At 34.0% G+C, this 17,121-nt stretch carries 5 protein-coding genes; all 5 read right to left on the bottom strand.

All coding sequences use genetic code 11. From position 1 onward, the window contains the following. Positions 1 to 277: 277 nt before the first annotated feature. Positions 278 to 9,772: an ankyrin repeat domain-containing protein gene (locus OM961_RS01260; protein WP_264339193.1), complete on the bottom strand. Its 9,495-nt coding sequence runs from the start codon at positions 9,770 to 9,772 to the stop codon at positions 278 to 280. Between the two features lie 99 nt (positions 9,773 to 9,871). Next, entirely contained in the window at positions 9,872 to 13,684 is a 3,813-nt protein-coding gene (locus OM961_RS01255; protein ID WP_264339192.1) for a Ulp1 family isopeptidase, read from the bottom strand. A gap of 28 nt (positions 13,685 to 13,712) precedes the next feature. Next, complete coding sequence (locus OM961_RS01250; protein ID WP_264339191.1) at positions 13,713 to 15,035, bottom strand: hypothetical protein; 1,323 nt, start codon at positions 15,033 to 15,035, stop codon at positions 13,713 to 13,715. A 609-nt stretch (positions 15,036 to 15,644) separates the two neighbouring features. Next, positions 15,645 to 16,223, bottom strand: coding sequence for a hypothetical protein (locus tag OM961_RS01245; RefSeq protein WP_264339190.1), 579 nt, complete (start codon positions 16,221 to 16,223; stop codon positions 15,645 to 15,647). Between the two features lie 75 nt (positions 16,224 to 16,298). Then, positions 16,299 to 17,076, bottom strand: a protein-coding gene (locus OM961_RS01240; RefSeq protein ID WP_264339577.1) for an IS5 family transposase whose coding sequence is annotated in 2 segments (ribosomal slippage) — positions 16,299 to 16,826 and positions 16,828 to 17,076 — 777 coding nt in all. Because the reading frame shifts where the segments join, the coding sequence is not laid out codon by codon here. Between the last annotated feature and the right edge of the window lie 45 nt (positions 17,077 to 17,121).

The following is a 17,121-nucleotide window of genomic DNA, read 5'->3' as shown; positions in this document are numbered from 1 at the left end:
AATTAAGAGTCTAATGAACTGTCTAAAACAGCTATAAAGATAGCACACAGAATTATATAAATTACTATCATAACGTTACCCAAACTTCTACATCAAAGCTACGTGCTGTAAGCTCAATATGGAAAACACATCAAACATTTAGCATTTAATGTCTACTTCATCCATTTTAGTATTAGGATCATCAAACTTGCTACTGGTTTCCCTAATTATTTTGGCTACCCTCACTTTAAATTTTCCACTACTTGGCATATTATAGCTCCACCCCTTATATTATAACTTACCTATTGAGATTACCTCCAAGTTTGGTTACTCCTATCTCAGAAAGACAAGTTGATACTTCTGAATGGCTGTGAACTGAAGCATTACTTAAATAACTTTGAGGCTCTAAACTCATCTGCTGTTTTTTTGTACCATCAACTTCTAATGTACTATCTCTGTTGTGTAATATCTGCTCTATTGATTGATTTAGCAGACCCTTATTAAATTGAGCTATAAACTTTTCAAATTTCTTCGGACTTAATTTACCAGGGCACCCTGCTTCCCTACCAGGACATGCTTTCTCTAGATGTGAGTTTAAAATCCCTGAAATCTCATTAAATTTACCATCCATGACTTTTCTAGTAATTTCTTCTTGTACTTTTATAAAGTCAATATCTAATCGATGTATTGATATTTTGCTATCCCTTGCAGCTTGTTCTACTACTTTCCTAAATCCCTTTTTAATGTTCAATGCATAGCCCTGTGCTTCTAGTGGAGATATAGACTGGTCTACTGTAAAAATGTACTTCTGACCTGTAACCTTTCTAATTAATAAGTCAAGCAACATTATTGTACCATTTACATCTATTGGTGCATCAACTTGTGAGATTGAACTTGTAGTACTTAATGTTTCCTCAGGTAAAGCAGCTCTAAACCCACCTACAGAACTTTTCACCCAACTAAACAAATCATTTATCCATGAAGGTGGTCTTGTGCTACTACTTGCTGCTATTTCAGGTTGACCACTTGAATCTATAGCAAGAAGATTACGTGATAAGTGACTACGATGATGATCATGATCTCCATGGTGATGACGGCGTTTACGTTGTGCAGGTTTTTCTCTTTCTTCCTTGAGTTTTCCCTCTAAGTATTCCACAATATTATTATATCCTTTATCTCTAGCAATATCTAGCGTTGTTTTACCAGCCTTGCACTTAGCATTAATGTTGGCCCCCTTACCTATTAGGTACTCCAACATACCTAAATGACCACTCCAAGAAGCCCAGTGCAGTGGTGTATGACCTTGCTCATCAGTATCATTAACACCTACTCCCTCTTTGCTAAGAAGAAATTCTATAATATTCTTGTAATCGCTTTCAGCAGCAATATGTATAGGATTTTTGCCATATTCATTCTCAGCATTAATATTGGCACCTCGATTAAAAAGATCTATAATTTTATTAAGACCACCACTTTTTACTGCGATCAACAATTTTTTATCTAAATCTAATTGTGTTTGTTTCAAATACTCTACAACATCACTAAGTTTTTGATAGGCAGCAATATCTAGCGGTGTTGCACCAGCCTTGCACTTAGCATTAATGTTGGCTCCCTTACTTATAAGGTATTTTACTACATCTAAATAACCAACAGCAAGGTGCAGAGGGGTATCATCATTGTTATCTTTAACATTAACATTAGCTCCCTTGCTTATCAGATCTATAGCCTTATTAAGATCACCACCTTTTGCTGCGATCAACAATTTTTTATCTAAGTCTAATTGCGTTTGCTTCAAATATTCTACAACATCACTAAGTTTTTGATAGGCAGCAATATCTAGCGGTGTTTTACCAGCCTTGCACTTAGCATTAATATTGGCTCCCTTACTTATAAGGTACTTTACTACATCCAAATAACCAGTAGCAAGGTGCAGAGGGGTATCATCATTGTTATCTTTAACATTAACATCGACTTTCTCTTCATCTATAAAATATTTTACTATATCTAATTTACCGTTGGAAGCAGCACAGTGCAGGGGAACTCTGCCACTATTATCTCTGATTTCTAAAATATTTTTCTCACCCATAGAACATTTAATTATATCTAAATGATTACCTAAAGAAGCATTACATGGAAGAGTGCTACCATTATTGTATTTAAATATTGAATTAGCGTATTCTTCTATCAAAAACTTTGCAACCTCTAAACGTCCTCTCCATGCAGCATAGTGCAGTGGTGTGTAACCTTGTTTATCAGTATCATTAATACTTACTCCCTTGCTAAGAAAAAACTCTATGATATCTTTACTATTATTCTCAGCAGCAACATGTATAGACTTTTTACCATAAGGGCCTTTATCTGCAGCATTAATATCAGCGCCTTTCTTTACCAAAAACTCTGCAACTTCTAAATGACCTTTGTATGCAGCCCAATGTAGTGGTGTCCAGCTGTACTTATCTCTAGTATTAACATTAGCATTTCGACTAATAAGACTCTTCACTTTATTGAGATCGCCATTTTGTACTGCAGTCAGCAATTCTTTATCTAAATCTGACTGTACTTGTTCTATTATTTGTATTATATCTGTATAACCTTCTTGCACAGCCAAATCCAAAGGTGTTTTACCATCCTTGTCTTTAGCGTTAATATTAGCACCTTTATTGAGAAGAAGTTTGACTGTACTTGGTTTATTTCCTTGTATAGCTAAATGTAAAGGTGTTGAACCGTTATTATTTACATCATTAATGCCACTAGCATTTCTATCTAAAAGAAATTCAACTATTTCAAGCTTACTATCATACTGAACAGCCACATGTAAAGGTGTATTACCATACACATCTTTAGCTTTAATATTAGCGTTCTTATCAAGAAGAAACTTAACTATGTCGAACTTGTTGCTAAAAACAGCAAAGTGTAAAAGTGTCCAATCATTACTACCTTTAGTATTCAATCCAGCACCTTGATTTGCAAGGCCTTCAACTTTATTGAGATCTCCATCTTGCACTGCAGTCAATAATTCTTTATCCAAATCTAACTGTGCTTTTTTCAAAAATTCTATTACATTTACGCGATTCTTTTGAGCAGCTAAGTCTAAAGGTGTTCTACCGTCGGCAGTTAAAGCATTAACATTAGCACCTCTCTCAACAAGATACTTAACTACATCTAATGAACCCAATTGAACAGCCCAATGAAGAGGCATCCAACTTTCATTATCTTTGGCATTAATATCAGCACCATTATTTACGAGAAGTTTAACTATATTTGAATTATTCTTTTGAATTGCCCAGAACACAGAGGCCCAACCCAGCCTACTTTGAGCATTAACATTAGCACCTCGTCTGAGATTGTCTTTAACTTTGCCAAGATCTTCTTTTTCTACAGCAATCAATAACTCCTTGTCCAGATTTAATTGTGTTTGTTTTAAAATTTCTACTATATCTGTGTAACCCTTTTGCTCAGCCAACTCTAAAGGTGTTTTTCCATCTTTGTTTTTAGCCTTTAAACTAGCTCCCTTTTCGATAAGATATTCCACTACTTTCAAGCGACCATTACTACAAGCATTATGTAGAGCAGTATTATCTTTAGTCTCTAAATTGGCACCTTGAGCGATAAGATCTTTTACTTTATCAAGATTACCACCCCTTGCATTAATTAATAACCCTTGATCCAACTCTGCCTTCTTCAAAATTTCTATCATATTTCCTTTAGCAGCCAATTCTAAAGGCGTTTTGTTATTCTTATCTTTAGCATTAACACTAGCACCTCTATCAAGAAGGAGTTTTACTACGTTCAACCTTCCTGCTTCAACTGCAAGATGCAAAGGCTTTTTATTATCTTTGTCTTGAGATTCAATGTCAGCACCTTCATCAAGAAGAAATCTGACCATATCTAAATTACCCTCTTGAACAGCAAAATGTAAAGGTGTTCCCTGATATGTTATTTCATTATTAAATTTAGCACCGTTACTAACAAGAAGTTTTACCACATTCCATTTACTTGACTGAGCAGCATAAAGTATCGGTGTCCAATCACGCCCGTCTTGAACTTCGATACTTGCACCTCTGTCAAGAAGGAATTGAACCATATCCAAATTATTTCCTGATGCAGCAAAGTGTAAAAGTGTTTTACTTTCCTTATCTTGAGCATCAATATTAGCACCTCTATCAAGGAGTAGTTTTACTATACTACATTTACCTGACTGAGTAGCAAGAAATATTGGTGTGTAACCAAACTCGTCTTGAACTTCGGTATTAGCACCTCTGTCAAGAAGAAGTTTGGCCTTATCCCATTCACCAGCTCCAGAAGCAAGATGCAAAGATGTCCTACCAAGTTTACCTTGAGCATTTATGTCTCCACTGTTTGGAGCCTCTAAAGGTATAGAATTCTTTTGTGAATTAATAATAGAACTCACATTATTTAATTCATCAATACTATCTGAATTACGTATTTTATCTATTTCGTTACTTAATAATATTTCTTTGTCAGCAAATTTTATAGATAATGTTTCCATTTTAGGTTCTTTATAGAAATCTTTAAAACGTATAATACACAACTCACTTGCCTCTATATCAGCATTAAAGGCATTGGTAACTATCAAATCATATTTATCATGAAGATAGGTATACTGCCCTGCTTTTTTAGATATGATTAGTTTATTCTTTTCTTCCACGTCTTGAGGTGTTACTACAATAATTTTCTCATCAGAAATAAAGAATGAAGACTTTAAATCTAATTTATCATCTATTTCCACAGGGGCATTATCAAAAATAATTTGTAATTTTTTACACCACTTATTTATAAGTGCATCTTTCAGCTTGACTGTTATTACATTTTGCTGCAAGCCGGTAGCTGATATAGATAACTTAATTAATAAATCACTTTTGCCTTTAATAACTGTTGGTATCGGTTTTATACTCAAATCCCTATTTATCTGCTGCACCAACTGATGTAGGTCTAATGTACTTCTTAAACTTTTCTTTCCATTGACATCATCATTAATCACTACTTCTTGAATAGGGAAGTTTTCAATATCAAGTGTTTCATAACCTGAAGTAATTGCACATACATCGTTTCCGCTTAGAACAATATTTCTTCTCTCACTTGCATTGAGTTCATTACATACATCTCTCCTCATAGAATCCGCAGCATTGCTTCTCCCTCTATTATTTAAATAACTATCTAAATATAACTTATTTTTTGACTGATTTAAAAAGGTATGCCTTTCAACATCTTCCACTATAGCAGATATTCTACTTGCTATTTGCTGACTATTTTCTTCAGTTAATATTAACTGATAGTCCACTGCAGTTTGATTATAACCATTTAATTCTCGTATGCTACGTCTCTTGCGAGTAGATCCACAATTTTCAATTTTCCACTTAAATTGACCACCCTCTTCATTTGAAGGCCAGGTAAACACATACCGCCTGTTATTGTCAACTTGGAAAGTAGAAGCACTATTAGGTGAATATAAGTACCTTCCATACTCAACATTCTTGAGATACACATTATCACCATTAGGCTCAACCTTCCACTTAAATTTATCACTATTGCTATTTGAAGGCCAGGTAAACGCATACCGCCTACCCCTGTCACAATCGTTTAAGTGGTATGTACAATCATCATTAGGCGAATACAAATACCTTCCATACTCAACATTCTTTAAATACACATTATCGCCATTGAGCTCAACCTTCCACTTAAATTGATCACTATTTCCATTTGAAGGCCAAGTGAACACATACCGCCTATCCCTGTCACACTTGTTTAAGTGGTACATGCAATCATTATTAGGTGAGTACAAGTACCTTCCATACTCAACATTTTTAATACATATCTCTGAAGAAAATACTGCATTTCTCACTGATTCTGGTAATTTGTTTTTTAGCTTTTCAAGATCAGATTTCTCTTCTGAATTGACGCTAGGCGTTGTCATGGTCTCTCTAATAGAGTAAGCTAATTTGAACATTGCACCATCATTCTTTGGTATTTTGTCAAACGCAGCTATATAACCTGGAATAAACTGACCAATATAATGGTGACTGCGTATAAACCTTAATATTCCTTCTATACCTACACCCGCGTATGTGTCATTTACAGCTTCCTTAATTGCTTCATTAAACAACCTTTCATCGAAATTATAAACCTTATCTATGAGTTCAATAGTCGAAGCACTACGACTATGCAGTATACCCTCCTTTAGCACCTTTTTGGCTGCACTTTTTATTGAATCTCTTAAACTACTTATACAAGACTCTACCAATCTTTTTGCATTAGATGGAATATTTGCTTGGTTAACAACTTCCTTCTTTAAAAATCCAACCTGTTTTATCATTTTAGATGCGTCATTACTTTTAGTCTTGATCCTGTTACAAAGAAGTTCAATTACACCTGAGTCATTATTGTAAGCAGCTAAGTACAGAGGTGTTCTACCATCGTTGTTTTTAGCCTCGATATCAGCACCTCTATCAAGAAGAAGATTAATTATATTTTGCTTGGCTTCTTCAACAGCCAAATGCAGGGGTGTCTGACCCTCCTTACTTCTAATTTCAATGTTAGCACCTTTATCTACAAGAAAACTAACCATATCAAAGTTGCTGTAATGAACAGCATAGTGTAAAAGTGCCCAATTATCATCGTTGCAACTAGTTAAGGCATTAATGTCACCTTTCTTCTCTAAAAATGATTTAAATACACTTTTGCTTAATTTCACATTACCGTTGTAAACAGCATAATTCAAAGCTGTCCAGTTCTGTGAACACTGATTTTTATGTTCAACATCAGCAGTACTTTTTTTAGCAGCTTTATCAAGAAGAACTTTAACTTCATCCTCTTTACCTTCATAAACTGCTGTGCTTACCAATGGTTTTAATACCCCCAATCCTGAAGTTATCATCCGCTTATTGCACTGATCTATTATGTCTGAATCATAACCATTCAGCAAAAGATCATTTTCTAACTTTTCAAGCAATGTTAAAATCTGATTACTACTTGGCGTTTTATTTTTTAATTCCTCAATTTGTTCTAAATTACAGGAACTTTCTGTAAAGCTAACCCGGTCTTGCAGTGAAGGAAAACCAAGACATTGATGTGCTGGGTCTCTATTTTCTCTTTCAAAATCGTCAACTGATATTAAACATTTAAAGTCATTTTCTACTTTAGGAGTATATTTACTTCTATTTTGGTAATTTTCTGAAGCTTTATCAATTAAAGCTTGTATTTTTCTTACCTCAGATAAACTAAACCTATCTAATCTACGGAGCGTTATTGGTTCTAAACCTAGATCAAACTCCAACGTAGAAATTCTATAAGATTCAGAATTATTCCAATTGTTCATGTTGATCGTATGATTAGACTTCTTATCACGAAATATCAGATCTGTACCACTACTAGAAACTTCAACCTGATCCGGAGTAATATTTTTTAGTACCATTACTCCTATTCGTTCCTCATCTTGTCCTACAGAAATAGAGATATTTTTTTCTAATTTTTGATTGTGCTGAATGATACTAGTAGAATCACTAAAGTCTTCAATATATTCTTTTACAATTCTTTCATAATCACCTCTAAGTTTATCCTTATACTCCACTACATTATCAACATTTTCTAATAAGCCAGAAGATAGGAAAAGGTCATTATTATTCCATAAAGAATAAGAAATATTTTTCCATTTATTTCGGTTAGTATAAAACCCTTCTATTCTAATAATAAAAGGAATTTCACTTTCTCTTATTAATAAGAGGTCATCTTTATCTTTATATTTTTCAATATCTTCAAGACGGGAATCTATCACTACATGATCATCTTGAAAATCTTTAGGTAACACAAACATGTTTTGAGCTTGTGTAGAGTGGAAAAAAGGAACTAATTTACCCTTTCCCGAAGAAGAGGGAGAACAAAACATTGATTGTATATTGGGGATAAAAGTTTCTCCTTTTTTGTTCATAACTATAAGATGCCTATAATTAGGATCTTGAAAGTAATTTTTCACTCGAATGTTACTATTATTGTATTTTAAATACAGATCACATTGCTGGATTGAAAAATCTTTCTCAACTGCCGACATAAATAGTGTATCTAGTTTTTTATCACTTGAGTTATTATCAATTTTAACTTCTCTACTATTTATATCATTGCTAATAAAATACACATCACTTCCTCCTCCTCCCCTAGCAAACATAGTTCCTTGATCGAAGTTTATTACATCATCTTCCAGAGAACCAAAAACCATATGTAGAACTGCACTATTACCCTGATTCTGTACTCTATCTCTGATAACACTAAAGACTTTGTAATCCTTGTTATTGTTTAGAATTTTCTTATAATAACTTGCAACATCGTCAAAATTATCTAAGGAATGTTCTGAATGTAATTCAAATGAAGTAATTTTTATAGTTGATGAGTCTGATCTTTCAATCTTAGGAACAATATTACTACCATTTTTGTCTATTAGTGCAAAGTGAGGTTTATTACTGCTTTGCTCGACATAATTTTTTACATCAAGAGTAAATTGATTGTTTTGACTAAAATTTATTTTTAAAGATAAAGTATTACTATTTGTAGAGTAAGTTATTTGATCACAATCACCTAATAAATCAATTTCCGGAAAAATTACAGTTCCTGTTCCATCTACATCAATTTCTGAATATAAACCCTTACCTTTGTAGTCTGCAGCTTTTACGTAAAAAGTATAATTGCTCTTTCCACCCTTAACTGTAGTATACGGCGAAATAATTACTTTTTTACAATTTTCAACTACATCTTTCTCATTTTTATTAGAACCACCACTACTATCTATGATAACGTCACGATCATCGATTCCTGTAAAGTGTTCAGAGTAACCCATGCACGAAATCTCATCCACCTTGTTCTTTCTTCCAACATAGTAGTAATTAAAGATGCCATTATTATCAATTTGATCATTGATTAGCCAACGACCATTTACTCTTGCCTTTAATGACCCAGAGGCACTAGGCTTAAAACGATAGTTAACATTCACTCCTATAACTGTATCTTTCAATTGGCTCAAATCAAGTATATTAACAGAGTTACTTTCACCAATAATTTTACCTGAGAAGTCAACGTTATTTACAACAAACCTATTTACTACCTTATTACTACCACCAGTTATGTTTGCTGTACCTGAGCCAATTAGAAAATTATTGTTCCACTCGTTACTTCCAACGACGGTACCTCTGTCCACATTGCTTAAATCATAAATAATTGTTTTGTCCTTTTGCATCATATTTACTCTCTTATCATGGCTAATAACCATTGCATTATCACAATAGTACTTAGCCGATGGAACTGAGCTTTTAATACCCTTTTCGTAATCTTGACTAGTACTGTGTGGCAAACAAATCATGCTAGCACCTTCAATATAATCAGGTATAACACGCGAAAGATCTTGTGTATTGGCATTTTTCCTATTCATCATAATCGTTGCATAATCTGGACGAAGAGTATTACCGTTTATTTTTCCAAGACCAATACCATAAGCAACAACATTACTAGGGTCATTATTTAAAGCTTTCCAAGCTCCTTTAGCTAGACTATTAACCATTTCCTTTCTTGCTGCAAGATGTTGTACATCTTGTGGTACAGGTTGAAAAACAAATGTATGCCAAAAAATACGCCAATTTTCATCATGGGTTGTATCATACTTTTTCTCGTACTCCACGATATTGCTAACACCACTATAAATTCCATAACCTACCATGAGCCCAAACCCAACTGCAATACCAACTACCGGCATACTTGCTGCTGTAAGAGCAACACCAGAAACAAATGACACACCAGAAAAAGATATAGATGCTATATTATCTCTTATTTCCTTTTCTCCACATGGATTATCACTATCCTCTCTTTTTTTACAATCAACAAGATTACTTGCTTACATACCTATATCAACAATATCAAAAACACCAGCTATAGCTCCTGCCGTACCTTTTGCTATTGTACTTCCAAACTTTACACCTGCAATCCGAATAGCAAATTTTGTCTGTTTACCCAGAGTGCCTGATACAATTTTTCCTGCAACCTTTTCAGCTGATGCTACAACTTTTGGAGTAATTTTAACCATTACATTCTCAATTGGTTGAGACGCAAAAGACCATCCTATCCCACCTAAATTTAATCCACAATCTGTTGCTGTTCCATCCTTACAAGACACAATGGCACCATGGATTCCTCTTATTAATTGTATCCCACCTGCAGCATTCATTAATCTGCTTTTTAATTTCGGGCTTTTTATTAAACCACTATTTTGCTGTGAAATGTCACCGTGCAAATTCTTAATACGTTCATTTTCAATATAACGTCCGTACCCTTGATCTTCAACTACCTTATCAAATAAGTACTTATGATTACCTTCGATATTTTTGTCTCCAACAAACTCTACTAGCTGAGCATTTTTCTTTTCACCTTGACTACTTTTGACATAAGTTAGGAACTTTTCACTATCAATTATAATCTTATCTATATTATTTTCATCTACCCTTCCCTTAATAAACTTTTTTACATCATCCAATGAAAATAAACAAGGATTAATACTTCTTCTTTTTCTACTACCTTGTTTTACACAATTATTCAGGTCAAATTTCTTTCTAGGTGCTTGTGTCCCAGCAAGTACAGCCTCTAAGTTAGCTATACGTTGTGGATCTATACTTAATATGTTTGAAATATCTTCTCTCATACGTATAAAATTATTTTCTCTTCTTTGAATTCGCAAATGGTTACGTATTTCATCAGGAATATTACTTAATCTATTTCCTTGCAACACGGTATTAATATCTCTAGCGTTTTCTAACGCCCATAAGCCGCAATTATAACCATCTCTTTGTTGAATAACAGAAACATCATGAACAGTAATTTGAACCTTCTGTAAAACTTGACGAATATTATCTGGAACATTACTACCCAATGAGTCTACATAATATCCATTATATTGCCCATTTTGATGGGAAATGACTAACGTAACCCAGTGATTATTATTCAAATTAACAATTAAAGTTAATGGCCTTTTTTCACCACCTCTTACGCTATTCTGAAACTGTTGCAATTGGTTAACTATATGTTCTGGTGATCCCACTATTTCAAACAATGTGTCAATTCCATAATCGTATTTTATTCTTGCAATATCAGCTATATCATGTTGTTGAAGCCAATAATGATAATCTTTTTCTGCTGTTGCAGATTCTAATGTACGTAGATTCTCCTCTTGTATACCAAGATTTTTCAACTTCTGGATTACTTCTTGTCCTCCTCTTAAATGTTCTCCCTTAGATATATCAATAGATTGTGCTACTTGATCAGTAGGAATCACATGTACAGAACTGTGCACTACTATAACAGGAGTGAACTCATCTTTGCTTCCCAGAATAAGAGAATTTGCACTATTTGCTCCTTTATCGAATACAACACCCATAAAATCCACTTCATTCCCATCTGTAAGCGTTTTATAAGTAACACCCTTCGTATACTCATCAGCGATTTGTCTATTTGCCTCATCTTTTAACGCATCAGCTGTCTTGCCTTCCCTTGGTCCTTTAAGCTCTAACCCTACAGGAGTATATTCCTTAGCATTGCTATCATCACCTGCGAACTTAATACCATGAACTAGCATATCAATACGTTTTCCCCTTCCAGTTTGAAACTCTGTTAATACTAACGCCCTGTTTTCTTGTGATCCTCCTAGATTTATATCACTATAGTGGCTAAATGCTCCATGAAACACAGCTTGAGTATGTGCTTCTTTTTTTATTAAATCTTTAAAAGGTAATATTGCCTCGCCTACTTTGCCAAATAACTTCTTGTACTTACCTATTGATGAAGATTGATCTTGTAAAGAAGCAAGCTGAGATACTAGTACTTCATCAAATGTTTTCTTAAAATCCTTAGGGTAAGGAACATTCTTAAAATCACCTTTAAACTTATCAGATTTTTTACCATTATACTCTCCTAGAGAAATAGGCTCATTAACTTCAACACTAAAATATTTTTTAAAATCTGATTTTTGTTCTTTTATATTAAAATTAAGATTTAATTCTACTACCTTTCTATTTCCTATCTTTTGTTCAAGTTTATTAAGAGGAATGCCTTTTTTTAATATTTCAGCTCTTCCATCTGATTCAACAATATTCATTACATAAACTAATCTCTCATCATTTTCCGGAACAAATACCATTGTTACAACTGCATGGCTTTCATCAAGCTTGTTCGACTCAGCTAATTTTTTACCGGCTTCCTTAGCTGCTTGACGTTGAGGAACACCCCTTCCACTACCTTCAGAACGAGTTTCGGTAGGTATATTTTCACCATAAATAAAAACATGCTTTTCGAAATCGCTTTCCAAAGCTTTAACTTCTTTTAACAGTAATGATTGGCCTAATAAAAACCTACTGAAATAATGATTATCTCCCTTCTCTCCCGTACCAGGAAATGTATGATAGATACGCTCTATATTTTCTTGAATTCGTGTTTCTAATTGTTCTTGTGTAATCTCACCATTATTTCGTCCATCAATAGATATCAATATTTGGTTAAAAAGAGGAATTATTTTTTGATTGCGTGACTTATCCAAAATATCTGAAATAGGAGATGGATGGTCAAGATTTACACCAACACACAGAATATCATTTGCAGTAGTTAAAACTCTCATTACATTCGGTTGAAAACCTTTTGTATAATCCTCAGCTTGCTTTAAAGCAGCAGTTGGTGTAGTTCTACTCTTTTCTCCTATTTTACCTTCTTTTAACTCTGCTTTAGTAGCAGCCTTCATCTCTATAATAATAGGAACGGCATTCAATGACCTATCCTTACCACGATGCACTAGAACAATATCAGCGTAACCTCTTCCTGCAAACTGCTCTAGATAAACCCTAAGATTGTGTCTGTAGCGGAAATTCACTAAAGCACCCGCTACAAACCCATGATGTGCTGCTTCTCTTGTTCCTTGAGCATAGGCAAGTGAATTCTTATATTCAGAGTGAATTTTACTAACTTTTTTTAGAATATTTTCAACAGGCTTTTTCACTTTTTCCACATCAGGATTAGTCAGCTTAGCTATATCACTTTCTGGATTATTCCATAACCCCTTTTTTATTTCCTTAAACTCATGTGTTGCAGAAGTATTCTTATCCAACTTGTCATCTTTTACTTCAACAGATATTTCCCCTGTGGCTTTAACAATTTTTACTAATTTAACTTTAAGATCATCTTTAGCACTTCTCACATGTTCATTCTGTGCAGGTAAATTTGATTGACCCAGTATCTCTTCTAGCTCACCATAGGTAAATTTTTTACTCTTACTATCATTCTTACCACACTCTGAAATCACAAAAAGATTTACCTTCTCAATCGCGCTTTTCTGATTTGTAATACCACCTTTTCTTATAACAGCCACTTTCAGAGTTTTCGAACCATCAAAACTAAAATATATTTTTTCAATATCTAGCTTTTTCGCAATCTCTGTATCTATCAAAGTAGAAAAGCTTCCTAAAAAGAAATGCGGAAAAAACCCTTCTTTACCTACTGAATGTAAATATGATGGAATTTGATCGATATATGACTGAAACCTTGCTTTGAAAGATTCAAAATCACTTCCTTGTTGAGTTGAAGTACTTGGGCTAGCTCCTGCATTTGAACCTGCTTCTCGAATCAACAACTCTATTAATTCAAAACCTTGTGGTTTCTCTTGATTTGGCACAAAATCCTCCAACAATATATAATGTTTTTTACTTGCCTAGTCTTACATTGGACTTACCATACGTTTTTCTAACTTCTACTTCAACTAAATCACCACTTGGACCAGGTTTGTTCTTTTTATCAAGCCCTTTATCAGCAGACTTACCATAGGCTAAAAACTTACTTAATGATTCATTATCTCCTTGCTCTAATATAGAACGTATATCATTTGCTTTTTCGGAAGACATGAACTCCTTGATTTGTCTAGAACTAGCCTTATCTAACATTGCCCATACCGGCTCCGTAAAACCTTTTTCAACCAAATGCACTGAAAATTTTCCTTGAAAAGAAGAATCTTCCATCATTTCCTCGTCCAATGTGAAAGTACGATGATTATCAAATCCTTCTTTTTTCCACATATGCATAAAAACTTCCACACCAGCACCTAAATAATGCCCTGGACAGTCCTTTATCATGAATTTCAACCAAAGAGAGTAATCATCTTCTGAAATTTCACTTGATTTTAAACAATCAAACAATTCCTGAAATTTACCAAAATTGGGCATGTCTTTCATTTTATTCAAAGATCCATAATGACCATTTTTCTCTAAATCTCTTCTTAAAAGCTCTGGATATCTATTAGGACTTACCTGACTCAGGAAAAACTCAAATATATCAGGACAAATGCGAAAACTAGGTCTTGCCGTATAAGCTGCATTTTTCATCAAGATCTCATCCTTCTTTTGTGCACTTATTTCATCTTCAGGCAAAGATTTTATCTTATTCCAAAAGAATTCCACTGCTTCTACTCTTTGCCAATCTACTGCACAATCAAGCCCATACTCATATTGATGACGGCCCCTCAAATCCAGTTTATCAAGATACCCACTAATGAAATGTGACCAAAATTGAGCTAAAGGACCTTCTCCATAGCACTTAACTAAGCGGCGATACTCAAGCAAACTGCCACCACCTTTAGCAGACAATTTCTCTTTTCTTTCCTCAAATATAGCTCGTATTTCATCTTCCAAACAACACTCACATGCAATTTGGTATCTAACAGTACCAAAAGGATTTGGATTACTATCTGAACTGGGTGCAATTAATTTTCTGCCTACCACTTGTCTATTAAGCTTCACTCCATGCAAATTATTGACTTCTTCCCAGCAATCTTTACTAGATAACACTCGTGCAAGAAAATTATTTCTTATTTCACCATACCCCTCATGTATCATCCAATGTGCATAGCACCAACGTTCAATCTGAAGGAGCTTAGATGCCCTATAAGGATCATCTTCCTTAATAGATGAAACAAAACTTCTGAAATATCCCGACGGTCCATAATTACCTCCTTTTGAACAATGAAAGAACATTGTATTCTTCACGTACCATAATGAATAAGTCCAATATATTCTAGGTATATTATCCCACCTTTAAAACTTGTCAATTACTATTATGTATAGAAAAATTTTCTAACCCAAAGTAGTTTTAGGCAAAAGACCCTTAATAGACTCAATACATGACATTTTATTTATTTTGAATTTTGTTTCGTCATGAGCTTGTCTTAATTATTCTTCCGCAAATAAATCAATATTAATTTAACAAAATATATTATTAAGATCTCAAGCAAAATAACTATTTCCAGCACTCAAAACCAAGGAACGTGAGAAGAGTTTGTTTTGGAATGGATTGGTCTGCCACGTGTACCATACGAACTTTTATTTATAATAATTTTACTATACGCTAAAACCAGCTATATTAGCCTGATTGAGCCACATTTACATATGAACTGGTTTGCCTAACTTCGTTGCAAAGGTTGCAAGCTTCTATTTTTACAATCCTATTTTTACGCAACTTGTTCTCAAAAATATACGACCTTTTTTGAAGGAGTAAATAATTCAATTTGCCGTGACACTAATAGACTGATATTTTTATAAAATCTTTTCTATATTAGTTCAAACCTTTCAAAAATTTTCAGTCTTTCATATCCACCAAGAAGGTCCTGCAACTGATTCATGACTTACACTACTAAATGCAGAATTTGGTATTTGCAGTTGTTTTACTATCTCTTCTACCTCTACTTTTTCTTTTTCTACTTTCCTCTTTTCTTTCTCTGCTACATCCCTTGCTTGTACTACTCTCGTTACTATACTTAGCTTTAATCTATCAATATTAAGATCACTACATTCTGGTACATTCTCTCTTTTCTCTCCTTCAATAAAACTTCTGCTTAGCTTCTCAAACTCATTCGCAAGCTTTGATAATCTTTCAAAGTCAGGCTCTTTCACTTCCCTCTTCAACTCCCTATACTCTTTACATAGGTTCTTAAATTTTGTTGTATAACCTTCATTTAAAACCAGAAAAGTATATTGGCACTCTAAAAACTTCTGCACTTCCTTATTTTGTTTTATTCTTTTTCTTGATATATCTTGATCGCCTGCTTCATCGTATAGTAAATCAAGAGCTTTCTTCTCTGCTATTTCCATTTCAACTTTTGCTTCTGCTTTTTCTCTAGCTCTTCTTTCTTCCTCTTTAGCTCTTCTTTCTTCTTCTGCTCTCACTTCTGCTTCTTCTGCTCTTCTTTCTGATATTTCACTTTCATTCTTTAATTGCTCAATTTCTTTCTTAGAGCCTGTTCATAATCTTTTCAGAAGCAAAGCAGCGAAAGCAAGAACGACCATTTGTAGGCTAGTGTTGAGTTTCCGCTCGCAATTTTTCCACAATCGCCTACATTTTTGCAACCAAGCAAAAGATCTCTCAACAACCCATCTTTTCGGCAATACGACAAAGGTGTGTAATTCGTTTCGCTTTATTACTTCAACGGTAGCGCCAATAGTTGCTTTTATTTGTGTTGCAAAATTTTCTCCTGTGTAGCCAGCATCAACTAGTATATTTTTAACTTCAGATAGGTTTTCTTTAGCATTTTTAACCATTCTCACAGCGCTACTACGATCAGTTATTTCTGCCGTTGTTATATAAATTGTGTGGGGTAAACCTTGCGTATCTACCGCAATATGGCGTTTTATTCCTGAAACCTTTTTGCCTGCATCATAGCCTTTTTCTTCAGCAGTATCTGCATTTTTTACGCTTTGTGCATCAATTATGCAGAAGCTGTTTTTTTCTTTCCGACCATTGTTTTGTCGGACCATGCCAACTATTTTTTTTTAATACCAGCTCCAGAACACTTTCTTTATTTGCATCTGCTTTTTCACTCCATTTCTTAAAATAGTCGTAACAATTCCGCCATTTTGGAAACTCTTTTGGTAACATTCTCCACTGGCAGCCACTTTTTAAGACGTATAACACTCCACAAAATACATCATATAAATCAAGTGTTCTTGGCTTTGTCCTCTTCCTGCAAGACTCCAGATCTGCTACAATAATCTCAAACTTTTCTCGACTTATATGTGTGATTCATAGAAGTTATTGCAACTAATTTGTCAGATCAAGTCTGAACTT

The organism is Wolbachia endosymbiont (group A) of Cydia splendana (genome assembly GCF_947179475.1).
Lineage (GTDB): Bacteria > Pseudomonadota > Alphaproteobacteria > Rickettsiales > Anaplasmataceae > Wolbachia > Wolbachia pipientis.
The sequence above is the reverse complement of the archived record's forward strand: the minus strand, read 5'-3'. Positions and strand labels throughout refer to the sequence as shown.

Excerpts from the sequence above, each read along its gene's own strand:
- OM961_RS01250 (WP_264339191.1), bottom strand. The coding sequence starts at position 15,035 with ATGTTCTTTCATTGTTCAAAAGGAGGTAATTATGGACCGTCGGGATAT.